Below are 23,050 nucleotides of genomic sequence, written 5' to 3' on the forward strand. Positions count from 1 at the left end.
TCCATGCGGATCGTCGCCGGAAGCCTGAAGGGCCGGGCCATCGTCGCGCCGGAGGGGCAGGGCACGCGCCCGACCTCGGACCGCGCGCGCCAGGCGGTGTTCAACGTGCTGGAACACGCCGCCTGGGGCGAGAGCCTGCAAGGCTTGCGGGTCATCGACCTGTACGCCGGTTCGGGCGCCCTGGGGTTCGAGGCGGTCAGCCGGGGGGCGGGCTTCTGCCTGTTCGTCGAGACGGACGACGGGGCGCGCGGCGCGATCCGCGAGAACGCCGACGCCTATGGGCTGATGGGACGCACGCGGGTGCACCGCAGGAGCGCGACAGACCTGGGCGTGCGGCCCGGCCCGATCGCTGAGGCGTTCGACTTGGCGTTTCTGGACCCGCCCTATGGCAAGGGGTTGGGGGAGCAGACGCTGGCGCGGCTGATCGAGGGAAACTGGCTCAAGCCCGGCGCCCTGGTGGTGTTCGAGCGCGGGTCGGACGAGCCGGAGATCGACACCCCCGGCTATCATCGGCTGGACGCGCGCGACTATGGCGCAGCCAGGGTGCTGTTCCTGAAGGTGGCGGACCCCGCCGCCTGACCAGGAAATGTGCACTGTGAGTTTTTACAGTGCACTTTCGTGCAGATTTTTGCGAGCGGGTCGCAACCGCCTCAGTCCTCGGGCGGCGGTCCCAGCAGGGCCTCGTCTTCTTCCTCGATCTCGCGCCGCATGTTTTCCATCGAAGCGGCCACCTCCTCGCGGCTCATGCCCCTGAAGAAGTCCCGGTCGAAGGCACGGGCTTCGCGGGTCAGCTCGTCGGCCAGGGCGCGCCAGCGGCGGGCGTCCGACGCGCGTCCGCCCTCGACTGCTTCGGCGAAGCGCAGGCGCGCGGTGCGGGCCAGGTCGTCCATGTCCAGGTCGGAATAGAGGTTCAGATCCAGCTCGCCGGGCGGCGGTTCGACCTGATCGCTGCGCCGCCAGCCGTATTTGCGGGCGCGGCGGCGAAAGGCGGACAGGCCCAGGTCGTGGCGGCGACACACGGCCTCGGCGCTGAGACCCGACAGGTAGTCGGTGCGGGCCTGGGCCCAGATGGCGGCTTCACGGATGCGATAGGGCTCGGTCATGATCGCAGCCATAGATCGGCGCTACGTCAGATGCGGACGTGCGACTTCCGGTCCTTCTCCCGTTGGGAGAAGGTGGCGCGGAGCGCCGGATGAGGGTCGGGTCCATCCGTCGGCGTCAGCCGTCGCAAGGGCGCACGTTCAGCATCCGACCCTCACCCTTTGACGCTTCGCGCCGCCCTTCGGGTCGGCTGGCGCATCGCTGCGCTCTGCGAGCCTCAAGCCCTCTCCCAACGGGAGAGGGTTACAAATTTTCGACCAAGCCCTTCGCCGCGGCCGTCACCTCGGCCCAGGTGATTTCGAAACCGTCGTCGTCGCCGAAATAGGGGTCGGCGACGGCCTGACCCTCCCGGCCGGGGACGTGGTCGAGCAGCAGGCTGAGCTCGGCGGTCGCGTCGTCGGGCCGCAGGCGGCGCAGGTTTTTCAGGTTCTCGTGGTCCAGGGCGATCACATGGGTGAAGCGGCGAAAGTCCGCCGGCGTCACCTGCCGCGCCCGCAAACCCGAGATCTCGACCCCATGCCGCCGCGCCGTCGCCTGCGCCCTTGGGTCCGGCGGCTCGCCCGCATGCCAGTCCCCTGTCCCGGCGGAATCGACGATCAGGTCGAGCCGGAGCCGTTCCGCCTCGGCGCGCAGGGCCGCCTCGGCGAGGGGCGAGCGACAGATGTTGCCGAGGCAGACGAAGAGGATGGAGGTCATGATGTTATTACTTGTCGTGTCGTTCTGCACCGTCAGGGTGGCTAGTCCATCCACATGATCCGCAAGTGGTGTAGTAATCCCCGTCCGGAAGTATTCCAGCGTCGTAATGCGAACGAATGTTACGGGATGTACATTGTGCGCATTCTTCCACGTTATCGGTACGGTCTCTAACTAGGATTTGGATCGAATGGCCGAAAACCATATCGCACGCATGAAGTGCGATTGAGGCTGCTGTCTGATTAGCGTTGCGATCATGAGTCAGCCAATTGACTAGGGACCATGTCTTGTCAGATGTCGTCTTCAGAAACTGTCTGAGTTCCTTGTTTGCGTCTCCTGGGCAGAGCTGATTTATCATCAGGTCCATCCAGCCTTTAAAATTGGCTTCTTGAGGTGCTTCGCCCTCGATTATTACCTCCATCCGCCTACGCAATGCTGTACTGAGCGAGATAAGGCACTCTCGCAACTGCATCCCTACGGCTTGGTAGTGGACAGCCTCAATGGCTCTTTCATAGGCGGCTTCAGCCTGTTCCCTGCGCCGTGCGACTTCATCAAATGGGTCGGGATTTTCTGCGTCAGGTCCGTTGGGCTTACTGCGCATCCTCATCATGAGGCCGATATGAAATGATAGTGTGTAATCTAGACTTGGAAAGAGATTTTTTGAGTATAAGTTTAATAGGTTTGAAATGACCCACCACTGGCCGTCATCCGTGGTTACATCCCATATGTCATAAGAGTCTCCCAAGACATATTCTGTCTTTATCTTCTCGACATTTGTAACGGTATTCCCTGACTCGATTTCCACATACCTGGAAACGTCACGTTCTACATCTGGATCACGTGTGAGGTTATAACGACCAGCTATCTCCGGCGGAATAACAGACGGTATTGTGCATCCTGAAGATGCATCTTCAGCGGCGTCGCGATCTTCGTCTTTTTCCAACATGTTGGAGACCATAGCTTCAAGCGTTCTATGTGATAGGGCGTTACGTATCGTGGAATGCACGTTCTCAGCGGCTCAACGCGCATCTAGGCGCGCACTAAACAACTCTTTGCCCTCACCGCCGCCCGAATAGCTTCTCCAGATCGTGCAGCTTCAGCTCCACATAGGTGGGGCGGCCGTGGTTGCATTGGCCGGAGTGGGGGGTGGCTTCCATCTGGCGGAGAAGGGCGTTCATCTCCGGCGCCGAGAGGACGCGGCCTGAGCGGACGCTGCCGTGGCAGGCCATGGTGCCGCAGATGGCGGCGAGGCGTTCCTTGAGCGACAGGGCCTGGCCGTGTTCGGACAGATCGTCGGCGATGTCGCGGATCAGGCCCTGGACGTCCGTATCGCCCAGCATGGCCGGGGTCTCGCGCACCAGGACGGCGCCGGCGCCGAAGGCCTCGACGATCAGGCCCATCTCGGCCAGTTCCTCGGCCCGCCCGGCGACGCGCTCGGCCTCGGCGGGGTCCAGATCGACCACCTCGGGCGTCAGCAGGGCCTGGCGGGTCACGGACCCCTCGGCCATCTGGGCCTTCATCCGCTCATAGACCAGCCGCTCGTGCGCCGCGTGCTGATCGACGATGACCAGACCATCGCGGGTCTGGGCGACGATATAGTTGGCGTGGAGCTGACCCCGCGCGGCGCCCAGCGGGTAGTCGAGGGGGTCGTGAGGCTGAGTGGCGAGTGGCGAGTGGTGAGTGGCGAGGTCGCTGTCTTGCGCGGGTTGCGACGGCCATGTGGGACCGTCCCACGACGGTTCGACGCGGGCGCTGCGTTCGTTGAGGCCGGGCAGGATCTGGGCCGCGGCGGCGGGCTGGGACCAGCCGGTCCAGCCGCTGAAGCCTTGGGCCGACGGTGCGCTGGGGCTGTAGGCGGGGCCGGTGGAGACGCCGGTGTGGGGCTGGAAGCCGGAAAGCGCGTCGGCGGCGACGGTTGTGCTGGCGCGGTGGCCGGCGGCGTGGAGCGCGTGGCGCAGGGCGCCGACGATCAGCCCGCGCACCAGGGCCGGATCGCGGAACCGGACCTCGGCCTTAGCCGGGTGGACGTTGACGTCGACATAGAGCGGGTCGATGTCGAGGAAGAGGACGGCGGCCGGATGCCGATCGCGCGCCAGGAAGTCGGCGTAGGCCCCGCGCAGGGCCCCTTGCAGCAGCCGGTCCTTCACCGGGCGGCCGTTGACGAACAGATGCTGATGCGCCGCATTGCCGCGCGAATAGGTGGGCAGACCCGCGTAACCGCTCAGGCGCACCCCGTCGCGCTCCTGATCGATCAGCAGGGCGTTGGCCTCGAAGTCACGACCCAGCAGGGCGGACAGCCGCTTCAGACGGCCTTCGTCGCCCGGATGTTCGGCGGGCAGGCGCAGGGTGACCTTGCCGTCCAGCGACAGGGTGAAGGCGACGGCCTCGTGCGCCATGGCCTGGCGCTTGATCTCTTCGGAGATGGCCATGGCCTCGGACCGCTCGGACTTCATGAATTTGAGCCGGGCGGGGGTGGCGTAGAAGAGGTCGCGCACCTCGACCCGCGCGCCGTGGGGGCCTGGGAAAGGGGCGGGGGCCAGGGGACGGGTCTCGCCGCCCTCGACCGTGATGGCCCAGGCGTCGGTCTCGTCACGCGACCGGGTGGTGATCGACAGGCGGGCGACCGAGCCGATGGAGGGCAGGGCCTCGCCCCGGAAACCCAGGGTGTGGATGCGCAACAGGTCCACGTCGCCGGCGTCGTCGGGCTCCAGCTTGGAGGTGGCGTGGCGTTCGATGGCCAGGGGCAATTCTTCGCGCGGAATGCCCTTGCCGTCGTCGGCGATCAGGATGCGCGACAGGCCGCCGCCGTCGGCCTGGATCTCGATGTTGCGGCCGCCGGCGTCCAGGGCGTTCTCGACCAGTTCCTTGATGGCGCTGGCCGGCCGCTCGACCACCTCGCCAGCGGCGATGCGGTTGACGGTTTCGGGGGAGAGGCGGCGGATGGGCATGAGCAGGCGAAGATAGGGCGCGGCGGGGATTTGCGCCATGCACGATCCTTTCCCTCTCCCGTTGGGAGAGGGTGGCCCGAAGGGCCGGGTGAGGGTCGGGCGGTGGGCCAGCTCGCAACACCGCGACCCTCACCCTTTCGCGCGAAGGCCGATCGCTAACGCTCTCGGGCGCTCAAGCCCTCTCCCAACGGGAGAGGGATCAATCTGCCGCCTTCTTCTTCGCCGGAGCCTTCTTGGCGGCCGGTTTCTTGGCGGCGGCCTTTTTCGGGGCGGCGGCCTTCTTGGCGGGCGCCTTCTTCTTGGGCGCGGCGCCGGCCTTGGCGGCCAGAAGGGGCAGGGCGTCTTCCAGGGTCAGGTCTTCGGGCGCCGTGCCCTTCGGCAGGGTGGCGTTGATCTTGCCGGACTTGACGTAGGGCCCGAAGCGACCGGCCATGACGTGGATCGGCTCGCCCGTTTCCGGGTGGGCGCCCAGGTCCTTGAGCGGAGCCGTCGCTGCGCCGCGACCGGGACGACCGGCGCGCTTTTCCGCCAGCAGGGCGACGGCGCGGTTCAGACCGACCTCGAACACCTCGTCGATGTCGGAGACATTGGCGTAGGTGCCGGCGTGCAGGACGAAGGGTCCGTAACGGCCCAGGCCCGCCGTGATCATCTTGCCGTCCTCGGGGTGCACCCCGACCTCGCGCGGCAGGGCCAGCAGACGCAGCGCCTGGTCCAGCGACAGGGAGGCCGGAGACCAGCCCTTGGGCAAGGACGAGCGTTTGGGCTTGTCGCCCTCGGGCGGCGTGATTTCGACATAGGGGCCGAAACGGCCGATCTTCAGCTGGACCGGCTGGCCCGTCTCCGGATCGACGCCCAGTTCGCGGTCGCCGCTCTCGACCGAGCCGTCCTCAGCCGACGGGCTGGCGACGGGGCGGGTGTATTTGCACTCCGGATAGCGGTCGCAGCCTATGAAGGCGCCGAAGCGGCTGGTCTTCAGGCTGAGCTGGCCCTGGTGGCACAGGGGGCACTCGCGCGGGTCAGTCCCGTCTCCCTTGTCCGGGAAGATGTGGGCGCCCAGGCTTTCGTTCAGGGCGTCCAGAATGGCGGTGGTGCGCAGTTCACCGGCGGCTTGCGTCGCGGCGTGGAAGTCCTGCCAGAAGTTGCGCAGCAGCACCTTCCAGTCCAGCTGACCCGCCGAGACCTCATCGAGCTGGGTCTCCAGCGCGGCGGTGAAGTCGTATTCGACCCACTTCCTGAAGAACTGCTCCAAGAAGGCCGTGACCAGCCGTCCCTTGTCCTCGGGATAGAAGCGGTTCTTGTCGACGCGGACGTATTCGCGGTCGCGCAGGGTCGACAGGGTCGAGGCGTAGGTCGAGGGGCGGCCGATGCCCAGCTCTTCCAGCTTCTTGACCAGGGTGGCTTCCGAATAGCGCGGAGGCGGTTCGGTGAAATGCTGGTCGGTGCGGATGGCGTCGACCTTGGCCTTGGCGCCTTCCTTCAGAGACGGCAGGCGGCTCGTGTCGTCGCTCTCGTCGTCTTCGGCGCCCTTCTGCTTTTCGTCGCGGCCTTCCTCATAGACGGCGAGGAAGCCGTCGAAGGTGACGACCTGGCCGGTGGCGCGCAGGCCCGTCTGGCCGTCGGCGGTCTCGATGTCGACGGTGGTGCGGTCCATGCGGGCCGCCTCCATCTGCGAGGCGACCATCCGCTTCCAGATCAGTTCATAGAGGCGTTGGAGATCGGATTCGAGGCGCAGGCTGTCCGGATGGCGCGCGATATTGGTCGGCCGGATCGCTTCGTGCGCTTCCTGAGCATTCTTGGCCTTAGTCTTGTAATAGCGCGGTTCTTGCGGGACGAAGGCCGGGCCGAACGCCTGGCTGATGACCTCGCGCGCCTGGGCGATGCCCTCGGGCGTGGTCTGGACGCCGTCGGTCCGCATATAGGTGATCAGGCCGCCGGTCTCGTCGATCCCCTCATACAGTTTCTGCGCCGCCTGCATGGTGCGCTGGGCCGAGAAGCCTAGCTTGCGCGCCGCCTCCTGTTGCAGGGTCGAGGTGGTGAAGGGCGGGGCCGGATTGCGACGGACGGGCTTCTTCTCCACCGCATTGATGGTGAAGCCGCCGGCGGCGATGGCCGCGCGGGCGGCGGAAGCCGTCGCCTCGTCCTTGATGTCCAGGCGCTGGATGCGCTTGCCGGCGTGCTTGACCAGGCGAGCGGTGAAGGGCGGGCTGTCGGCGTTCAGGTCGGCCTCGATGGACCAATATTCCTGAGCCTTGAACTTCTCGATCTCCATCTCGCGATCGACGACGATGCGCAGCGCCACCGACTGGACGCGTCCGGCAGAGCGCGCGCCCGGCAGCTTGCGCCACAGGACCGGCGAGAGGGTGAAACCGACGAGGTAGTCCAGCGCGCGGCGGGCCAGATAGGCCTCGACCAGCTCCATGTCGATCTGACGCGGATTGGCCATGGCCTCGAGCACGGCGGACTTGGTGATGGCGTTGAAGGTGACGCGTTCGACGTGGGTGCCCTTCAACGCCTTCTTCTTGTTCAGCACTTCCAGCACGTGCCAGCTGATGGCTTCCCCTTCGCGGTCGGGGTCGGTCGCCAGGATGACGCGGTCGGCGCGCTTGGCGGCCTCGGCGATTTCGGACAGGCGTTTGGCGCCCTTGGCGTCGGCCTCCCAATGCATGGAGAAGTCGTCGTCGGGCAGGACCGAGCCATCCTTGGACGGCAGATCGCGGACGTGGCCGTACGAGGCCAGGACCTCATAGTCCGAGCCCAGATACTTATTGATGGTCTTGGCCTTTGCGGGGCTCTCGACGATGACGAGGTTCATAACGGTCCGGTCTCGGGAAGGGGCGCGAACGTGGTTGGAGCGGAGCCGTGAGTCAATCGCACCAATCGTCTTACACCCTAGGGTAGTTGTGTTTTAATGCGGCGCGGCTAGATTGTGGGTCTGGCAACGGAGACGATCATGGCGACGGCGCAACCTCAATCGGCCTGCGAAACGGATCGCCAGGCGCATCTCGAAGCGGCGGCCTTTCCGACTCGGGAATATATCGGCGCCATGGCGCTGGAAATGGCGCGGCTGGCGCGGGACGAGGGCGACGTGCGGCTGGCCAGCTTGCTGGAACAGGCGGCTGGCGTGGCGGGTCATCCGCCGGCCTAGAGCGAAGCCAGGCCGCCGGGCAGCAGATCGGCGCGGCCGGTCAGGCTGAGCTCCAGCAGGGCGGCGGCGACCTGGGACACCGGGGCGTTCAGGGCGCGGGCGATCTCGTCGCGCGGCGTCGGGGTTGGCGACAACAGGGCGGCGACGCGGTCGAGGAAGGCGTCGTCGATGTCGCCGTCGAATCGCATCGGATCGGCAGGCGGCTCGCGCAGGGTGCGCAGGGTGTTGAAGGCGCGGTCGATGTCCTCGATCCCCTCGCACAGGATGGCGCCCTGACGCAGCAGTTCGTTCGGACCGCGCGCGCGGGGATCCAGAGGCGATCCGGGCACGGCGAAGACATCGCGGCCCTGTTCGGCGGCGAGACGGGCGGTGATCAGCGAGCCGGACCGGACCTCCGCCTCGACCACCACGACGCCGCGCGACAGGCCCGAGATAATGCGGTTGCGGCGTGGAAAGTCGCGCGCCTGGGCGCGGGCGCCGACCGGGCTTTCCGAGACGACGCAGCCTTGTTCCGTCAGGCGGGCGTAGAGGTCGGCGTGTTCGGACGGATAGATGTCGTTCACCCCGCCGCCCAGGACCGCGACAGTCCCGGTTGCCAGGGCCCCTTCGTGCGCGGCGGCGTCGATGCCGCGCGCCATGCCCGAGACGACGACATGACCCGCCTGACCGAGTTGCTGCGCCAGGCCGCGTGCGATCCGCTGCCCCCCCGCCGAGGCGATGCGGGCGCCGACGATGGCGACCGAGGGCTGGTTCAGCAGATCGACGCGGCCGCGCGTCCACAGGATCGGCGGCGGCGGATCGAGCGCGGCCAGCATTTCGGGATAGTCGAGATCGCCCAGCACCAGCAGGCGGGCGCCGATGGCCTCGCCGGCGGCGATCTCGCGTTCGACCGTCTCGACCGGCGGCGGAACGGAGGCGGCGCCGGACTTGCGCACCAGATCGGGCAGGGCGTCCAGCGCACTGAGGGCCGAGCCATAGCGGCCGATCAGTTGGGTGAAGGCGACGGGGCCGATGCGGTCGGTGCGGGCAAGCCGCAGCCGGGCGAAGCGTTCGGCCGGGTCCAGGCTCACGCCCTCTTGGCCCCGATGCGCGGTTCCTCGCCCTTCAACAGCCGGGCGATGTTCTGGTGGTGACGCACCCAGATCAGGACAGCAGCGAAGACGGTCAGGGCGAGGATGGGCAGGCTGACCGGCAGACCGACGACGGCGAGCGGCAGAAGCGCCAGCAGCGGCGCGGTCGCCGAAGAAATGAGCGCCGCCAGCGACGAATAGCGGAACAGGAAGGCGCAGAGCAGCCAGACCGCCCCCGCCATCAGGCCCAGCGGCCAGGCGGCGGCCAGCAGCAGGCCATAGAAGGTGGCGACGCCCTTGCCGCCCTTGAAGCCCAGCCAGACGGGGAAAAGGTGGCCAAGGAAGGCCGCGCCGCCGGCGATGGCGCCGGCCAGTTCGCTGCCGAACAGATGACGGGCGATCAGCAGGGCGACCGCGCCCTTGCCGGCGTCCAGCAACAGCGTCGCCAAGGCCAGATCCTTGCGGCCGGTGCGCAGGACATTGGTCGCGCCGATATTGCCCGAGCCGATATTGCGCACGTCGCCGGCGCCGGCTGCACGCGTGATCACCACGCCGAACGGAATCGAGCCGAGCAGATAGCCGCCCAGCGCCACCAGCGCCAAGGTCCCGAGAGCCGGGGCCACTAGATCCTGCACGTTGATTCGCTCCCCGCGTGTCGTTGCGGCAAAATGCGTCGCGGGGCGGCCGGGAGCAAGGGCGATCCGACCTCTTGACCCGATGATCGGCGCAGCGTTTGGTCCGCGCGCCTTTCCGGAGCCGATCCATGACCCGTATTTCCGCCGCCGCCGCGACCCTGCTGTTGGTTTCGACGACAGGTTGCGTCGGGGCGCCTCCGGTGGCGCCAGCGCCTTCGTCGGGTCCGGCCATGGCGGCCTATTTCGACTGCGTGCGGGACGGCGGCGTGGCGATCTCGGCGCACCGGGCGGTCTCGGCGCTGGACCAGCCCGAGAACTCCATCGCCGCCATCGAAGCGACAGGCCGGGCGATGCCCAATGCGATCCTGGAGCTGGACGCCGTCCTGACCAAGGACCGGCAGTTGGTTCTGATGCACGACGACACCATGGACCGGACGACGACGGGACGCGGCCGGGTCGCGGACCTGACGCTGGCCCAGGTGAAACAGGCCCGGCTGAAGGCGTCGAACGGCGCCCTGACGCGCGCCGCCCCGCCGACGCTGGGCGAGGCGTTGGACGCCGCCGGACGCGTGGGGGCTATCGCCAGCATCGACCTGAAACCCGCGGACGGCGAGACCACGGTCGATCTGGCGCGGGCGGTGATCGATCAGGTGCGCCAGTCGCGGGCCGGCAACCGGGTGATCCTGATCACCTATAATGACGCCGACGCGCGGGCGGTGGCGGCCATGGCGCCGGAGATGATGATCTCGGCCGGCTTGGGCGGTGTGGATGATCTGACCGGGCTGAACCCGGCGCAGATTCTGGCCTGGACCGGCACGCGCGAGGAGCGTCCGGCGCTGTGGGGCGCCCTGCGCGAGGCCGGCGTCGAGGTTCAGTTTGGCACCCTGGGCGCCGAGGGCGTGCGCCGCGACGACCGCTACGCCGCCGACGGGGACGTCTCGGAATATCGCGATCTGGTGCGCCAGGGCGTCACCGTGATCGCCACCGATACGCCACTGGCCGTCAAATCGGTGCTGGGCGCCGAGGTGGCCAAGGCCGCGACCTGTCCTCGCCCACGCTGACTTGCTCGGGTTTGCGCTGCATCAAGGGCGGCGGCGTTGCGATCGGGCAGAAGCGCACCAATGAGCCAGGATCTGACGTTCGATATCGCCGTGGTCGGGGCCGGACCGGCGGGCCTGGCCTTCGTCCGATCGCTGGCGGGAGCCGGGCTGTCCGTGGTCCTGATCGAGGGGCAGGCAGAGACGAGCCTGCGCGATCCGGCCTTCGACGGACGCGAGATCGCGCTGACGCACCGTTCGATGCGCCTTTTGAAGACGATGGGTGTGTGGGACCGGATCCCGGCCGATGACATCTCGGACCTGCGCCAGGCGCGGGTGCTGGACGGCGGCTCGTCTTTCGCCCTGACCTTTGGCGCGGCGGACGCGGACCGCTTGGGCGTGCTGATCCCCAATCATCTGATCCGGCGGGCGCTGTTCGAAGTCGGCGAGGGTCAGGCGGGCGTCGAGCTGATGGCCGGACGGCGGGTGGCCGACTGTCGGATCGGGCCTCGGAGGCCGCGCGGGCGGCTGACGCTGGACGACGGGACGACGATCCGGGCCGATCTGATCGTGGCGGCGGATTCGCGTTTTTCCTTCATGCGGGACCGACTGGGCGTGGGGGCCGAGATCAATCGGCTGGGGCGGTCGATGATGGTCTGCCGGATGCGGCACGATCAGGCGCACGGTCATGTGGCGACAGAATGGTTCGACCACGGCCAGACCATCGCCCTGCTGCCGGTCGCGGACCCTGAGCAGCGGATGTCTTCGGTGGTCATGACTCTGGCGGCGCCGGCTATTGCGGACTTGATGGCGCAATCGCCCGAGGCCTTTGCATCGTCCATGGAGCGGCGATTGAAGGGGCGGCTGACCGGGTTGGAACTGGTGGGTGCGCGCCACGCCTATCCGCTGGCCACGACCTGGAGTCATCGTTTCGCAGGCGAGGGCTTCGCCCTGATCGGTGATGCGGCGGTCGGAATGCACCCGGTCACCGCCCATGGCTTTAACCTGGGTCTGCGCGGGCAGGAGACGCTGGCCAAGGTGGTGCGCGGGGCGCGAGGGGAAGACACCGGTTCGGGCCGTCTGCTGGCGCGATACCAGCATGAACATCGACTGACCAGCTGGCCGCTTTATCAGGGCACGAACGCTCTGGTGCGCCTGTTCACGCAAGAGACGCCGCCGGCCCGACTGGCGCGCGGCGCCATGGTGCGCGCCGGTCAGGCGACCGCGCCGTTCAAGGCGGTGGTGAAACGGATGCTGACGGCGTGACGCCTGGCGTCAGTGAACCTTGCGACCGCCCACCCAGGTTCCGATGACCTTGCCCTGAAGTCGGCGGCCGTCGAACGGGGAGTTCTTGGATTTGGAGTGAAGGGCGTCGGCGTCGATGATGACGGGGGCGCCGACGTCGAACAGGATGACGTCGGCAGGGGCGCCCTCGGCCAGGACGCCCGCGTCGAGGCCGAGCAGGGCGGCGGGGCCCTGGGTCAGCGGGCGCAACACGTCGAGCAAATCCAGACCGTCTTCGTGATGCAGGGTCAGGGCGGCGGGAAGCAGGGTCTCCAAGCCGATCGCGCCGGGCGCGGCCTCGGCGAAGGGCCGGCGCTTGTCCTCGGCAGGGGCCGGGGCGTGGGCGGAGGTGATGACGTCGATCAGGCCCTCGCGCACGGCTTCGATCAGAGCCTGGCGGTCGGCTTCGGAGCGCAGCGGCGGATCCAGCCGGTAGAAGGTGCGGTAATCGCCGATGTCCACCTCGTTGAAGCACAGGTGGTTGATCGAGACGCTGACGGCGACATCCAGCCCCCTGGCGCGGGCGCGGGCCAGCGTGTCCAGCGCGCCCTCGGTCGAAATCTGATCCACGAGGAACCGCGCGCCGGTCTGTTCGACCAGGGCCAGGTCGCGTTCCAGCCCGATCCGCTCGGCGATGGCGGGGCTGCCGGAAAGGCCCAAGCGCGTGGCCAGTTCTCCGGAGGCGGCCACGGCGCCTTCGGTCAGCCAGGGGTCGGCCGGGCGGCACGCGATCAGGGCGTTGAAGGCGGCGGCGTAGCTCATCACCCGTTGCAGGGTCCGGCTGTTGACGATGACCTTGTCGCCGTCGGTGAAATAAAGGGCGCCGGCCTCGTCCATCAGGCCGATCTCGGCCATGCGCTGGCCGTCCAGAGCCTTGGTCGCGGCGCCGGCGGCGCGGACGTTGACGAGGTTCAGGGCCGCGCCGCGCCGCTGGATGAAGTCGATCATGGCCGGGTCGTCGACGGCGGGATCGGTGTCGGGTTGAACCACGATGGTGGTCACGCCCCCGGCGGCGGCGGCCAGGCTGGCGGACTTCAGCGTCTCCTTGGGCTCGGCGCCGGGTTCGCCGGTCTTGACCCGGATGTCGATCAGGCCGGGCGCGACGCACAGGCCGTCGGCGTCGATGATCTGATCCGCCGCCAGGTCCGGCGTCGGACCGTGGATGATGCGGCTGATGCGGCCGTCCTGCATCAGCAGGCCGCCGGGGCCGTCGTAGTCCGTTGCGGGGTCCAGCAGACGGGCGTTGATGATGGCGACGGTGGTCATCGGGCGTCTCCCCAACGGGCGGAGAGGGAGGCCAACACGGCCATGCGGGCGGCGACGCCCATTTCGACCTGATCCTGGATCAGCGAGACGTCCAGGTCGTCGGCCACGTCTGAATCGATCTCGACGCCGCGGTTCATGGGCCCGGGGTGCATGACCCGGGCGCCGGGGTTGGCCCAGGCCAGCTTCTCGCGATCCAAACCCCAGAAGCGGAAATATTCGCGGGTCGAGGGGACCAGGGCGCCGGCCATCCGCTCCAGCTGAAGCCGCAGCATCATGACCACGTCGCAGCCCTTCAGGCCCTCGCGCATGTCATGGAAAACCTCGCAGCCCCAGCGGTCGGCGTCGCCGGGCACCAGGGTCGGCGGGCCGATCAGGCGGACGCGCGCCCCCATCATCTGCAACAGGGCGACATTGGACCGCGCCACGCGGCTGTGGGTGATGTCCCCGCAGATGGCGACGGTCAGGCTGGTCACATCGCCGAAAGCGCGGCGCATGGACAGCAGATCCAGCAGAGCCTGTGTCGGGTGCTCATGCCGGCCGTCACCGGCGTTGACGACGGCGCAGCCGACCTTCTGGCTCAGCAGTTCGGCCGCGCCCGAGGCCGAGTGGCGGATGACCAGAATGTCGGGCTTCATGGCGTTCAGGGTGACCGCCGTGTCGATCAGGGTTTCGCCCTTCTTCACCGAGGAGGAAGCTACCGGCATGGTGACGACGTCGGCGCCCAGCCGCTTGGCGGCGATCTCGAAGGAGGAGGAGGTGCGGGTCGAGTTCTCGAAGAACAGGTTCACGACCGTGCGGCCGTGCAGTAGATCCAGGGCCTTGGACGACTGGCGATTGAAATCGACGAAGGCGTCGCCCAGGTCCAGCAACTGCGGCGTCACATATGGATCGAGGTCCGATGCGGCCAGGAAGTGCGGTTTGGGGAACGGAACCAGCCGGTCGCGGATGGTCTGATCGGTGACTTGAGCGGGCTGGGTCATCGAGACGCGGCTATAGGCGGGAGTCGCTCGGAACGCCAGTCAGGTGAAGTGGAACAGGGCCAGCAGGATGGGAATGACCATGGCGCTGCCTACCGTGGTCAGGGCGATGACGCCGGCGATCAGGGGGGCGTCGCCGCCCATTTGACGCGCCAGGATGTAGGAGGCGGCCGAGCCGGGCGCGGCGCCGCAGATCAGGGCGATGCCCTGCGCCAGGCTGTCGCCGCCCAAAGCCCAGGCGATGAACCACATCAGCGGCGGCATGACGCCCAGCTTGACCAGGCTGACAGCGGCGATGGTGGTGCGGCGGCGTTTGACCTCGGCGAAGGACAGACCCGCCCCGGCGACGATCAGGCCCAGGGGCAGGGCGGCGGCGCCCAGCAGGTCCATTGCATCCGACAGGCCAGGGATCAGCGGGACATGCAGTAGATTCAGCGTCAGGCCGATCAAACAGGCCAGCAGGATCGGATTGGCCAGCATCGACTTGATCAGGCCGACGACCGACGGCTCGCGCCGCAGCGACCCCCATTTCGCCAGCACGACGACGCAGGCGATGTTGGTGACGGGAATGATGAAGGCGATGGCGACCGCGGCCAGCGCCGTGCCTTCCGAGCCATAGACCGACTGGATCACCGGCACGAAGACGAAGCTGTTCCAGCGGATCACGCCCTGAAAGACGCTGGTGTAGGCCGGGCCGTCCAGGGTAATCAGGGGCTTGGACGCCAGGGTCGCCGCCGCCACGATCAGGGTCGCCCCGACCGCCGCAGCACCCGCCACCGTCGCGCCGCCGCCGGCGAGGTCGGCGTGCCAGATCGCGGGGATCAGGAAGCTGGGATAGAAGATGTTGATCGACAGCTTCTCGATCGGCCGCCAGGCCTCGTCGGGCAGGAAGCCGGACTTTCGCAAGCCATAGCCCAGGGCGATCATTAGAAAGACCGGCAGGACGCCGGCGATCAGGGCCGTCAAACCCAGGTCGCCTGGTCCCGAACCCGATCCAGCGCCCCTTGCAGAATCCAGGCGGCGGCGGTGCGGTCCACGACCTGGGCGCGGCGTTTGCGGTTCAGGTCCAGATCCTCGATCAGGAAACGCTCGACGGCGCTGGTGGACAGCCGCTCGTCCCAGAAGGCGATGTTGACGGGCCGCAGCCGCTCCAGGTTGCGGGCGAAGGCGCGGCACGACTGGGCGCGCGGGCCTTCCGTGCCGTCCATGTTGGCGGGCAGGCCGATGACCAGGGCCGAAACCTTGCGATGCGCCATCAGCTTGAACAGGTGTTCGGCTTCCTGCGTAAACTTTGACTTGCGGATCAGCTCCAGCGGCGAGGCGATCAGGCGCGTGGAATCCGACACGGCGACGCCGATGGTCTTCTCACCCAGATCCAACCCCATCCACGGCGTGTCGGGTGGGCAGGCGGCGGGCAGATCGAGGAGGTCGAGGACGGGCACGGCCTGCGGTTAGGACTGGCGCGGGCCGAAGTCAAAGGCGATGGTGACGACGATCGACAGGAAGGACGATGACATGCGCACGGCGACAGCGGCGATGACGGCTTTCGGGCTGGTGTTGAGTGGATGTGGCCAGTCCGATGCGCCGGCGAAGAGCCAGACCACCCAAGATGTTAATGTCGCCGCCGCTGCGCCGACGCCGGCCGCGATCACGCGTGCGGCCCCGCCACAGACCGCCAAGCCGGTTGGGCCCGCTGAACGGCGCACGGCCGCTGCACGTGAGGAGATCGGCACGGCCGCCGACGTGTCGCAGTTGCAGGCTCTGCCGGACCAGAACGCCAAGGTCTTCAGCCTGTCAAGCGGTGATCCGGCGGTGAATGGTTTGGTGACCTATTTCGCCCTGTTCGGCGGCCCGGCCGATGGCTGGCGCGCCTATTCTTTAGGCGACTATGCCGAATGGAAGGTCGTCGAGGCGAAGGCCGGGCGTGTGGTCCTGGCGGTGCGTCAGGACACGGCGGGGCCGAACGGCGACATCCTGAAGGTGGAGCGCACGGTGCAGATCGACTTCCCCTCAAGCGGCGAGGCGCCGCCCGACGCGGTGTCCGTCAGCACCTCGCAGTGAGATCACGCCTGACGAGGGGCGGCTGATCCTTGTGAATCCCAGTGCGGGCGGCTAATCCGACCGCTTCGTTTTCATTTTGTGTGTTGGAGGGCCGCATGGCCATCGACGCTGCGACGGTGCGCAAGGTCGCGCATCTCGCCCGCATCAAGACCCCCGAGGACCGGCTGGAGCCGCTGGCGCAGGAGCTGAACGGCATCCTGGCCTGGATCGAGCAGTTGGATCAGGTGGATGTCGAAGGCGTGGAGCCGATGACCTCGAACGTCGCCCAGCCGCTGCGCCTGCGCGAAGACGTCGTCACCGACGGCGCCAAGGTCGATGCGGTCCTGTCGAATGCGCCCAAGTCGGCGGACGGTTTCTTCGTCGTGCCCAAGGTGGTCGAATAGTCATGAGCGACCTGACCAAACTGACGCTGAAGGGCGCCGTCGACGGGCTGAAGGCCAAGGACTTCACCTCGGCCGAAATCACCCAGGCCTTCCTGACTACGATCGAAGCCGCGAACCCGACCCTGAACGCCTATGTCGAGGTGACGGCGGACAAGGCCATGGACATGGCCCGCGCGTCGGACGCCCGCATCGCCGCCGGCCAGGGCGGGGCGCTGGAAGGGGCGCCGTTGGGGATCAAGGACCTGTTCTGCACCGAGGGCGTCCAGACGACGGCCGGCTCCAACATGCTGCGCGGCTTCGTGCCGCCCTATGAATCGACCGTTACCGCCAATCTCTGGCGCGACGGGGCGGTCATGCTGGGCAAGCTGAACATGGACGAGTTCGCCATGGGCTCGTCCAACGAGACCTCGGCCTTTGGCCCGGTGAAGAACCCGTGGAAGTCGACCGGCTCGAACGTCGAGCTGACGCCGGGCGGATCGTCGGGCGGTTCGGCCTCGGCCGTGGCGGCCGATCTCTGCCTGGCCGCCACCGCATCGGACACCGGCGGCTCGATCCGCCAGCCCGCCGCCTTCACCGGCACGGTCGGCATCAAGCCCACCTATGGCCGCGCCAGCCGCTTCGGCATGGTGGCCTTTGCCTCGTCGCTGGATCAGGCCGGGCCGATCACCAAGACGGTCGAGGACGCGGCCCTGCTGCTGCAATCCATGTGCTCGTTCGACGCCAAGGATTCGACCAGCCTGGACATCCCGACGCCCGACTGGACGAAATCGGTCGGCCAGTCGGTCAAGGGCCTGCGCATCGGCGTGCCGCGCGAATATGTCGTGGATGGCATGCCGGCCGAGATTCAGGCGCTGTGGGATCAGGGCGTGGCCTGGCTGAAGGACGCCGGGTGCGAGATCGTCGAGATCAGCTTGCCGCACACCAAATACGCCCTGCCGACCTATTATATCGTGGCGCCGGCCGAGGCGTCGTCGAACCTGGCCCGCTATGATGGGATGCGGTTCGGGCATCGGGCGGAGGACTTCAAGTCGCTGGACGATCTGTACGCGACCTCGCGCGCCGAGGGCTTCGGCAAGGAGGTCCAGCGTCGCCTGACCATCGGCGCCTATGTGCTGTCGGCCGGCTTCTACGACGCCTACTACGTCAAGGCGCTGAAGGTTCGTCGCCGCATCGCTGAGGACTTCGACAACGTCTGGGGCCAGGTGGACGCCATCCTGACGCCGTCGACGCCGTCGGCTGCGTTCGCGCTGGGCGACAAGCAGATCGACCCGCTGACCATGTATCTGAACGACGTCTTCACGGTGACGACCAATCTGGCCGGCCTCCCGGGCATTTCGGTGCCGGCGGGCGTGGACGCCGGCGGCCTTCCGCTGGGTCTGCAGGTCATCGGCAAGGCGCTGGACGAGGCGACGGTCTTCCAGGTCGGCGCTGCGCTGGAACGGGCGGCGGGCTTCACGGCCAAGCCGGGCAAGTGGTGGTAGTTTAAGTCCACCTTTTCGGAGTTGCTGGATCTGTTGCGAAACGGTGGCCAAGGCGGTGGTGCCCAACACGCCTCAGCGCTTCAGAAGCGACGAATAGCGCTCGACCATACCTTGCTTGAGCTTCTTCTGGTTTAAGCATTGGAGGGTCATATCGAGACTGAACGTATCCATCGAGTGACGAAGCTGCCTCTAAAAATTCATTATCAAGAACCGAGGGGCAGAGTTCGTTCAACTTGGTGGCAGACTTCCGTAGATGATGACCAAATTTCTCGATCGCACGATCATCTAGGCCCTTGCATGCGAGAGCGGCTTTTATAGCCATCTCTGCGATCAGTGACGTTGCTTGAGGTAGAGAAGCGTCATGGGCAGAAGCGACCATTTGCCTTGCGGTGGCTTCCAACTGCCCGCAGGCGACCATCTTCAATCGAATGGCTAAAGCTGAATTTGTTGGAAGGTCGAGCCGATTTAGAAACAGGTCGAGACAGTCGATGGCTTGGTAATACAACTCCCACCAGGCCTTGGGGTCTTTCTTGAACAGCCGCTCGCTTTCGGCAGCTGTGAATTTGATGAAATCCATCGGATTAATAGTTGGCGCGCCGAAAATCATCGGCGGGTCGTAGCGATAACTCACGCCTCGCGCCGATACGGCTAGAAACATGAAAGGCTCGGCTTCTACGATTGCTGACGGATGAAGCTCTTTCCACTGATCATCGAACCACCGCCCTTCTGCAGCAAAGTCCACGACTCCATCGACGAATGGAGGAGTGCTCATCCATTTCAGATGAGCTTGCGTGGCGCGCTGATGGATCGGAACGCCCTTGCTAGCTAAATCGTCATCCATACGGACAATTTCAGATGGCGATGGATATGGCTTCCGGTTCATAGAGACTATCTCGCCCAACAGATATCCGCACCGTAATACGGCACACATGACCGACACTAAATCCGCCACCTCGAAAACCATCAAGGGCCGCACCGGCGATTGGGAAATCGTCATGGGGCTGGAAATCCACGCCCAGGTGGCGTCGAAGGCCAAGCTGTTCTCCGGGGCCGCCGTAGGCTTTGGCGCGGGGCCGAACGAGCAGGTGTCGCTGGTCGATGCGGGCTTCCCTGGCATGCTGCCGACGCTGAACAAACACTGCGTCGAACAGGCGGTGAAGACGGGTCTGGGCCTGCGCGCCCAGATCAACCGCCGCAGCCAGTTCGACCGCAAGAACTACTTCTATCCCGACCTGCCGACCGGCTATCAGATCAGCCAGCTCTATTACCCTATCGTGGGTGAAGGCGTGGTCGAGGTGGAGGCCGAGGACGGCAGCTTCTTCAACGTCGGCATCGAGCGGCTGCACCTGGAGCAGGATGCGGGCAAGCTGATCCACGACCTGTCGCCGACCGAAAGCTACGTCGATCTGAACCGGGCCGGCACGGCGCTGATGGAGATCGTGTCGCGGCCCGACCTGCGCACGCCGGACGAGGCGGTGGCCTATGTGAAGAAGATCCGGACCATCCTGATCTATCTGGGCACCTGCGACGGCGACATGGAGAAGGGCAATCTGCGGGCTGACGTGAACGTGTCGGTCTGCCGGGCCGGCAACTACGACAAGTTTAAGGAGACGGGCGACTTCGGCTATCTGGGGACGCGCTGCGAGATCAAGAACGTCAACAGCTTCCGCTTCATTTCTCAGGCGATCCAGTATGAGGCGCGCCGCCAGATCGAGATCCTGGAAGACGGCGGTTCGATCACTCAGGAGACGCGCCTGTACGACCCGACGGCTGGCGAGACGCGCTCGATGCGGTCCAAGGAAGAGGCGCAGGACTATCGCTACTTCCCCGATCCCGACCTGCTGCCGCTGGACCTGGAAGAGGCCTGGATCGCCGAGATCAAGGCGTCGCTGCCCGAGCTGCCGGACGACAAGCGCAAGCGCCTGATGGCGGACTATGGCCTGTCGCAATACGACGCCATCGTGCTGATCTCGGAACAGGCCAAGGCCGACTATTTCGAAGCCGCCGCCAAGGGTCGGGACGCCAAACTGGTCTCCAACTGGGTCACCAACGAGGTTTCGGCGCGCTTGGCGGCCGAGGGCAAGGACTTCAGCGAGAATACGCTGCCGGCAGCGCACGTCGCGCAGCTGGTGGAGTTGATCGAGACGAATGTCATTTCGTCCAAGATCGCCAAGGAGGTCTTCGATCACGTCTGGAACGGCGAAGGTTCGCCGGCCGAGGTGGTCGAGAAGCACGGCCTAAAACAGGTCACGGACACCGGCGCCATCGAAAAGGCCGTGGACGAAATCATCGCCGCCAACCCGGACAAGGCGGCGGCTGTGGCTGACAAGCCCCAGGCCATCGGCTGGTTCGTCGGTCAAGTCATGAAGGCCACGGGCGGCAAGGCCAATCCGGCGGCGGTCAACGACATCCTGAAGGCCAAGCTGGGGCTTTGATGCTCGGGCGCTGCGGCCCCCAAACCCCCGGCTGGTCGCTAACGCTCGCGACGCGGTCGCTCGCTGCTTGAGCGAGACATCATGCTAGAAAGAAGGCCCGGAGATTGCTCTCCGGGCCTTTGCTCTTACCAGCGCCAAGCGTCGCGAATGACGTCGATAATATAGCCGTCGTATTCGTCGATGAGATACAGGCTGTTGTCGACGGAGACCCATCGCGTGCCCTCGGGGGGATAGCCCAGGCCATAGGTGCGCCAGTCGTTCAGCTGATAGCGCCAGAAGACGTCTGGCAGGTACTGGCCGACCGACCACGACCGGCCCCAGTAGGAGCGCGGCACGCTGTAGTAGCCCCAACCCGGCGCGAAGTAGAAGCCGACGCGCACGCCGTTGTACCCCCTGAAGCGCCGATCGTTGCGCCACCAGTCCGAGCGGTGGTTGCGATAGAAGTCGCGCCGCCACTGATCGCCGTTGAAGCGCTGGCGGAATTCGCGGTGCTGACGGTCGCGGTCACGACCGTTGTTCCAGCCCGAGCCTGGACGGTCGGGACGGTTCCAGCCGTTTCCGGGACGGTCGGGGCGTTGACTGCCCGCATTTGGGCGGTCGGGCCGATCATGTCGGTTCCAGCCGCCTTCCGGTCGGTCGGGAGGCTGGCCGCCGGTGTCCGGGCGATCGGGACGGTTCCAACCGCCTTCGGGGCGGTCGGGACGCTGGCCGCCTGTGTTCGAACGATCGGGCCGGTTCCAGCCGCCTTCGGGACGATCCGGACGCTGGCCGCCGGTGTTCGGGCGATCAGGGCGGTTCCAGCCGCCTTCCGGTCGGTCGGGACGCTGGCCGGCCGTGTTGGGGCGGTCAGGCCGAGACCATCCGCCTTCGGGACGATCCGGACGTTGGCCGCCAGAATTGGGGCGTTCGCCAGCCGACGGGCGCTCGGGACGGGGCGTATCGTTTGCGGGTCGGCTGGGACGTTCGGGGCGAGGCTCGCGCGGTCCGTCCTCACGACTCATCTGCGGGCGCTCGGGCCGGTTCATGCCGCGCGCGCGCCCTTCGCGCTGCGGCCGTTCCTGCTGAGCCTGGTCGTGTTCCTGGGCGAGGGCTTGTATCGGAGCTGCAAGCGGGCCGGCGACGGCGGCGATGGCGGTGAAAGCCATCAGGAGGCGTTTCATGGTCTTTGGTTCCTGCACGCCGGGTCTCCGGCGGCTTGAGGCGATCGTTGATCCGTGGCGATGAACCCAGGCTGAACACTGTTCGCAATCAAGGGGCTGCCGGAAAAAGCAGAACCCCGCAGGCAAGACCTGCGGGGTTCGATCGTCCGGTTATGACGGGGCTTAATAGACGCCCGAGAGGACGCTGGCGATCAGACCGCTGGCCACAGCGATCAACAGGATGTCGTTGCCGGCGTGGACGTAGCGATAACCGCGCGGCGCTTCGCGAAGGCCGTAAACATAGGGGTCGCGGACGTAGTAGTTGCGATACTGGTAGGGCAGGTACCCACCCGTGCGCCACCGATAGTTGCTGTAGCGCGGCTCGACCCGGTAGTAGCCGTAGCTGGGGGCATACCAGTAGCCCGAGCGCGGGCCGTTGTAGCCGCGGAAGTCCGAGCGGCCGCGCCACCAGTTGCTGTTGTTGCGGTCCCAGCGGTCGTTGCGCCAATCGCGACGGTCGTCCCGGCGTTCCGCCCAGTAGTCGCGACGGTCGTCGCGGCGATCACGACGATAGTCCTGGCGGCTGTCATAGCGACCGTCGCGCCAGTCGCGGCGATCTTCACGGCGTTCCTGGCGGAAGTCGCGGCGGTCATCACGGCGATCCTGACGATACTCGCGGCGGTCGCGGTCCTGGGCCTGAACGAGCATCGGCACGGCCGTGGTCGACAGGGCGAGGGCGACGACGGCGGCCTTGGTGAGGCGGTTCATCTTCGTGCTCCATTCTGGGCCGCCGACGGATGTGCCGATCCGACCCGTTAATGATGACCAAGGTCGGACTGTGCGCCTGAACGCTCGCTGAACGATGGCGTCAGGCTTTGTCAGCAGAAGTCGTAGGGCCTAGCGCGGAACGTAAACGAGAGATTTCCCAAGGATTTCCGAAGGCTGAATCCCACGGGAAGTATTCATCTCTGCTTTACTGAAAAGTCCGTGCGAGGCCGTTCGCCGTTAACTTTAACTTCAAACCACCGGTATTTGATGGCGTCTCAGAGGCGGGTCCAGAATGGCGCCCGATCAGGAGATACGGTGATGAACGCGCAAGAAATGGCGCACGACCTGCAGGCCCACGACGACGGTCTGCCGCTGCCGACCCCGGACATGTCCGGCGACGACCTGTTCAAACTGGGCATGATGTATTCGGCCGGATCGGGCGGTTGCCCGATGGACCGGGTGTCGGCCCACATGATCTTCAACCTGGCGGCCATGAAGGGTTCGATCGAGGCGCGCGTCTATCGCCGCGAAATGAGCCTGGAGATGGAACGCGAGGAGATCGCCGAAGCCCAGAAGGCCGCGCGACGCTACATCGACCAGGGCGTGGTTCAGCTGGTCGCCTAAACG

23 protein-coding genes are annotated in these 23,050 nt (G+C 66.5%); 9 read left to right on the top strand and 14 right to left on the bottom strand.

What is annotated here, in order from left to right; genetic code table 11:
- The first annotated feature begins 3 nt into the window (after positions 1-3).
- Positions 4-579 carry a 16S rRNA (guanine(966)-N(2))-methyltransferase RsmD gene (rsmD, locus tag JX001_RS08960; protein ID WP_205680792.1) on the top strand — a complete coding sequence of 192 codons (576 nt, stop codon included), beginning with the start codon at positions 4-6 and terminating at the stop codon, positions 577-579.
- Positions 580-650: 71 nt separating this feature from the next.
- Here rsmD and JX001_RS08965 read toward each other — a convergent pair whose 3' ends face one another.
- The 5 genes from JX001_RS08965 to topA all read right to left on the bottom strand — a co-directional run bounded on the left by JX001_RS08965 (position 651) and on the right by topA (position 7,554).
- On the bottom strand, positions 651-1,103 hold the full coding sequence (locus JX001_RS08965; RefSeq protein WP_205680793.1) for a hypothetical protein: 453 nt from the start codon (positions 1,101-1,103) through the stop codon (positions 651-653).
- A gap of 241 nt (positions 1,104-1,344) precedes the next feature.
- Positions 1,345-1,797, bottom strand: a complete 453-nt coding sequence (locus JX001_RS08970; RefSeq protein ID WP_205680794.1) for a low molecular weight protein-tyrosine-phosphatase — start codon at positions 1,795-1,797, stop codon at positions 1,345-1,347.
- Between the two features lie 7 nt (positions 1,798-1,804).
- Entirely contained in the window at positions 1,805-2,752 is a 948-nt protein-coding gene (locus JX001_RS08975; protein WP_205680795.1) for a hypothetical protein, read from the bottom strand.
- A 100-nt stretch (positions 2,753-2,852) separates the two neighbouring features.
- Entirely contained in the window at positions 2,853-4,742 is a 1,890-nt protein-coding gene (gene mutL / locus JX001_RS08980) for a DNA mismatch repair endonuclease MutL (protein WP_205683134.1), read from the bottom strand.
- Between the two features lie 199 nt (positions 4,743-4,941).
- Positions 4,942-7,554: a type I DNA topoisomerase gene (gene topA / locus JX001_RS08985; protein ID WP_205680796.1), complete on the bottom strand. Its 2,613-nt coding sequence runs from the start codon at positions 7,552-7,554 to the stop codon at positions 4,942-4,944.
- 138 nt (positions 7,555-7,692) lie between these two features.
- Here topA and JX001_RS08990 point away from each other — a divergent pair, with 138 nt between their 5' ends.
- Complete coding sequence (locus tag JX001_RS08990) at positions 7,693-7,887, top strand: hypothetical protein (protein ID WP_205680797.1); 195 nt, start codon at positions 7,693-7,695, stop codon at positions 7,885-7,887.
- Here JX001_RS08990 and dprA read toward each other — a convergent pair.
- A complete protein-coding gene (dprA, locus tag JX001_RS08995; protein ID WP_205680798.1) occupies positions 7,884-8,957 on the bottom strand; it encodes a DNA-processing protein DprA in 1,074 nt (357 codons plus the stop codon). The two genes, JX001_RS08990 and dprA, sit on opposite strands and share 4 nt — an antisense overlap.
- Positions 8,954-9,592, bottom strand: coding sequence for a glycerol-3-phosphate 1-O-acyltransferase PlsY (plsY, locus tag JX001_RS09000; protein WP_205680799.1), 639 nt, complete (start codon positions 9,590-9,592; stop codon positions 8,954-8,956). Before plsY ends, dprA begins: the two co-directional genes overlap by 4 nt.
- A 128-nt stretch (positions 9,593-9,720) precedes the next feature.
- Here plsY and JX001_RS09005 point away from each other — a divergent pair, with 128 nt between their 5' ends.
- Complete coding sequence (locus JX001_RS09005; protein ID WP_205680800.1) at positions 9,721-10,653, top strand: glycerophosphodiester phosphodiesterase family protein; 933 nt, start codon at positions 9,721-9,723, stop codon at positions 10,651-10,653.
- Positions 10,654-10,713: 60 nt separating this feature from the next.
- On the top strand, positions 10,714-11,895 hold the full coding sequence (ubiM, locus tag JX001_RS09010) for a 5-demethoxyubiquinol-8 5-hydroxylase UbiM (protein WP_205680801.1): 1,182 nt from the start codon (positions 10,714-10,716) through the stop codon (positions 11,893-11,895).
- Between the two features lie 9 nt (positions 11,896-11,904).
- Here the strand turns inward: ubiM and pyrC are convergent, their stop codons facing one another.
- From pyrC to ruvX, 4 genes are read right to left on the bottom strand one after another with little or no spacing between them, the layout of a single operon-like run.
- Positions 11,905-13,179 (bottom strand): dihydroorotase, encoded by a 1,275-nt coding sequence (pyrC, locus tag JX001_RS09015; RefSeq protein WP_205680802.1) that lies wholly within the window; start codon positions 13,177-13,179, stop codon positions 11,905-11,907.
- On the bottom strand, positions 13,176-14,159 hold the full coding sequence (locus JX001_RS09020) for an aspartate carbamoyltransferase catalytic subunit (RefSeq protein ID WP_205680803.1): 984 nt from the start codon (positions 14,157-14,159) through the stop codon (positions 13,176-13,178). Before JX001_RS09020 ends, pyrC begins: the two co-directional genes overlap by 4 nt.
- A gap of 39 nt (positions 14,160-14,198) precedes the next feature.
- The gene (locus tag JX001_RS09025) at positions 14,199-15,122 is read right to left on the bottom strand and encodes an AEC family transporter (protein ID WP_205680804.1); all 924 of its coding nucleotides are present in this window, start codon (positions 15,120-15,122) and stop codon (positions 14,199-14,201) included.
- Positions 15,119-15,598 carry a Holliday junction resolvase RuvX gene (gene ruvX, locus JX001_RS09030; protein WP_017506485.1) on the bottom strand — a complete coding sequence of 160 codons (480 nt, stop codon included), beginning with the start codon at positions 15,596-15,598 and terminating at the stop codon, positions 15,119-15,121. Before ruvX ends, JX001_RS09025 begins: the two co-directional genes overlap by 4 nt.
- A 73-nt stretch (positions 15,599-15,671) precedes the next feature.
- Here ruvX and JX001_RS09035 point away from each other — a divergent pair, with 73 nt between their 5' ends.
- The 3 genes from JX001_RS09035 to gatA all read left to right on the top strand — a co-directional run bounded on the left by JX001_RS09035 (position 15,672) and on the right by gatA (position 18,081).
- Entirely contained in the window at positions 15,672-16,217 is a 546-nt protein-coding gene (locus tag JX001_RS09035; protein WP_205680805.1) for a hypothetical protein, read from the top strand.
- Positions 16,218-16,312: 95 nt separating this feature from the next.
- Positions 16,313-16,600, top strand: coding sequence for an Asp-tRNA(Asn)/Glu-tRNA(Gln) amidotransferase subunit GatC (gene gatC, locus JX001_RS09040; protein ID WP_017506483.1), 288 nt, complete (start codon positions 16,313-16,315; stop codon positions 16,598-16,600).
- Between the two features lie 2 nt (positions 16,601-16,602).
- Positions 16,603-18,081, top strand: a complete 1,479-nt coding sequence (gene gatA / locus JX001_RS09045; protein WP_205680806.1) for an Asp-tRNA(Asn)/Glu-tRNA(Gln) amidotransferase subunit GatA — start codon at positions 16,603-16,605, stop codon at positions 18,079-18,081.
- Position 18,082: 1 nt separating this feature from the next.
- Here gatA and JX001_RS09050 read toward each other — a convergent pair whose 3' ends face one another.
- On the bottom strand, positions 18,083-18,964 hold the full coding sequence (locus tag JX001_RS09050; protein ID WP_205680807.1) for a hypothetical protein: 882 nt from the start codon (positions 18,962-18,964) through the stop codon (positions 18,083-18,085).
- Between the two features lie 46 nt (positions 18,965-19,010).
- Between JX001_RS09050 and gatB the strand changes: the two genes are divergently transcribed.
- Complete coding sequence (gene gatB / locus JX001_RS09055; protein WP_205680808.1) at positions 19,011-20,516, top strand: Asp-tRNA(Asn)/Glu-tRNA(Gln) amidotransferase subunit GatB; 1,506 nt, start codon at positions 19,011-19,013, stop codon at positions 20,514-20,516.
- A gap of 125 nt (positions 20,517-20,641) precedes the next feature.
- Here the strand turns inward: gatB and JX001_RS16300 are convergent, their stop codons facing one another.
- Positions 20,642-21,676 carry an RcnB family protein gene (locus tag JX001_RS16300; protein ID WP_241004590.1) on the bottom strand — a complete coding sequence of 345 codons (1,035 nt, stop codon included), beginning with the start codon at positions 21,674-21,676 and terminating at the stop codon, positions 20,642-20,644.
- A 162-nt stretch (positions 21,677-21,838) separates the two neighbouring features.
- Positions 21,839-22,423, bottom strand: a complete 585-nt coding sequence (locus tag JX001_RS09065; RefSeq protein ID WP_205680809.1) for an RcnB family protein — start codon at positions 22,421-22,423, stop codon at positions 21,839-21,841.
- Between the two features lie 318 nt (positions 22,424-22,741).
- Between JX001_RS09065 and JX001_RS09070 the strand changes: the two genes are divergently transcribed.
- Positions 22,742-23,047: a hypothetical protein gene (locus JX001_RS09070; protein ID WP_039247692.1), complete on the top strand. Its 306-nt coding sequence runs from the start codon at positions 22,742-22,744 to the stop codon at positions 23,045-23,047.
- Positions 23,048-23,050: the final 3 nt, after the last annotated feature.

The sequence above is a fragment of the Brevundimonas fontaquae genome, assembly GCF_017086445.1.
Classification (GTDB): Bacteria; Pseudomonadota; Alphaproteobacteria; order Caulobacterales; family Caulobacteraceae; genus Brevundimonas; species Brevundimonas fontaquae.

What these genes read in the sequence shown, in the direction of transcription:
- gatC (WP_017506483.1), top strand. Translation starts at nt 16,313, where the DNA reads ATGGCCATCGACGCTGCGACGGTGCGCAAGGTCGCGCATCTCGCCCGC.
- JX001_RS08990 (WP_205680797.1), top strand. Translation starts at nt 7,693, where the DNA reads ATGGCGACGGCGCAACCTCAATCGGCCTGCGAAACGGATCGCCAGGCG.
- JX001_RS09035 (WP_205680805.1), top strand. Translation starts at nt 15,672, where the DNA reads ATGCGCACGGCGACAGCGGCGATGACGGCTTTCGGGCTGGTGTTGAGT.
- JX001_RS09070 (WP_039247692.1), top strand. Translation starts at nt 22,742, where the DNA reads ATGAACGCGCAAGAAATGGCGCACGACCTGCAGGCCCACGACGACGGT.
- gatB (WP_205680808.1), top strand. Translation starts at nt 19,011, where the DNA reads ATGACCGACACTAAATCCGCCACCTCGAAAACCATCAAGGGCCGCACC.
- JX001_RS08965 (WP_205680793.1), bottom strand. Translation starts at nt 1,103, where the DNA reads ATGACCGAGCCCTATCGCATCCGTGAAGCCGCCATCTGGGCCCAGGCC.
- gatA (WP_205680806.1), top strand. Translation starts at nt 16,603, where the DNA reads ATGAGCGACCTGACCAAACTGACGCTGAAGGGCGCCGTCGACGGGCTG.
- JX001_RS09065 (WP_205680809.1), bottom strand. Translation starts at nt 22,423, where the DNA reads ATGAACCGCCTCACCAAGGCCGCCGTCGTCGCCCTCGCCCTGTCGACC.
- JX001_RS09005 (WP_205680800.1), top strand. Translation starts at nt 9,721, where the DNA reads ATGACCCGTATTTCCGCCGCCGCCGCGACCCTGCTGTTGGTTTCGACG.
- pyrC (WP_205680802.1), bottom strand. Translation starts at nt 13,179, where the DNA reads ATGACCACCGTCGCCATCATCAACGCCCGTCTGCTGGACCCCGCAACG.
- rsmD (WP_205680792.1), top strand. Translation starts at nt 4, where the DNA reads ATGCGGATCGTCGCCGGAAGCCTGAAGGGCCGGGCCATCGTCGCGCCG.
- topA (WP_205680796.1), bottom strand. Translation starts at nt 7,554, where the DNA reads ATGAACCTCGTCATCGTCGAGAGCCCCGCAAAGGCCAAGACCATCAAT.
- JX001_RS09050 (WP_205680807.1), bottom strand. Translation starts at nt 18,964, where the DNA reads ATGAACCGGAAGCCATATCCATCGCCATCTGAAATTGTCCGTATGGAT.
- ubiM (WP_205680801.1), top strand. Translation starts at nt 10,714, where the DNA reads ATGAGCCAGGATCTGACGTTCGATATCGCCGTGGTCGGGGCCGGACCG.
- JX001_RS08975 (WP_205680795.1), bottom strand. Translation starts at nt 2,752, where the DNA reads ATGGTCTCCAACATGTTGGAAAAAGACGAAGATCGCGACGCCGCTGAA.
- JX001_RS09020 (WP_205680803.1), bottom strand. Translation starts at nt 14,159, where the DNA reads ATGACCCAGCCCGCTCAAGTCACCGATCAGACCATCCGCGACCGGCTG.
- JX001_RS16300 (WP_241004590.1), bottom strand. Translation starts at nt 21,676, where the DNA reads ATGAAACGCCTCCTGATGGCTTTCACCGCCATCGCCGCCGTCGCCGGC.
- mutL (WP_205683134.1), bottom strand. Translation starts at nt 4,742, where the DNA reads ATGCCCATCCGCCGCCTCTCCCCCGAAACCGTCAACCGCATCGCCGCT.
- JX001_RS08970 (WP_205680794.1), bottom strand. Translation starts at nt 1,797, where the DNA reads ATGACCTCCATCCTCTTCGTCTGCCTCGGCAACATCTGTCGCTCGCCC.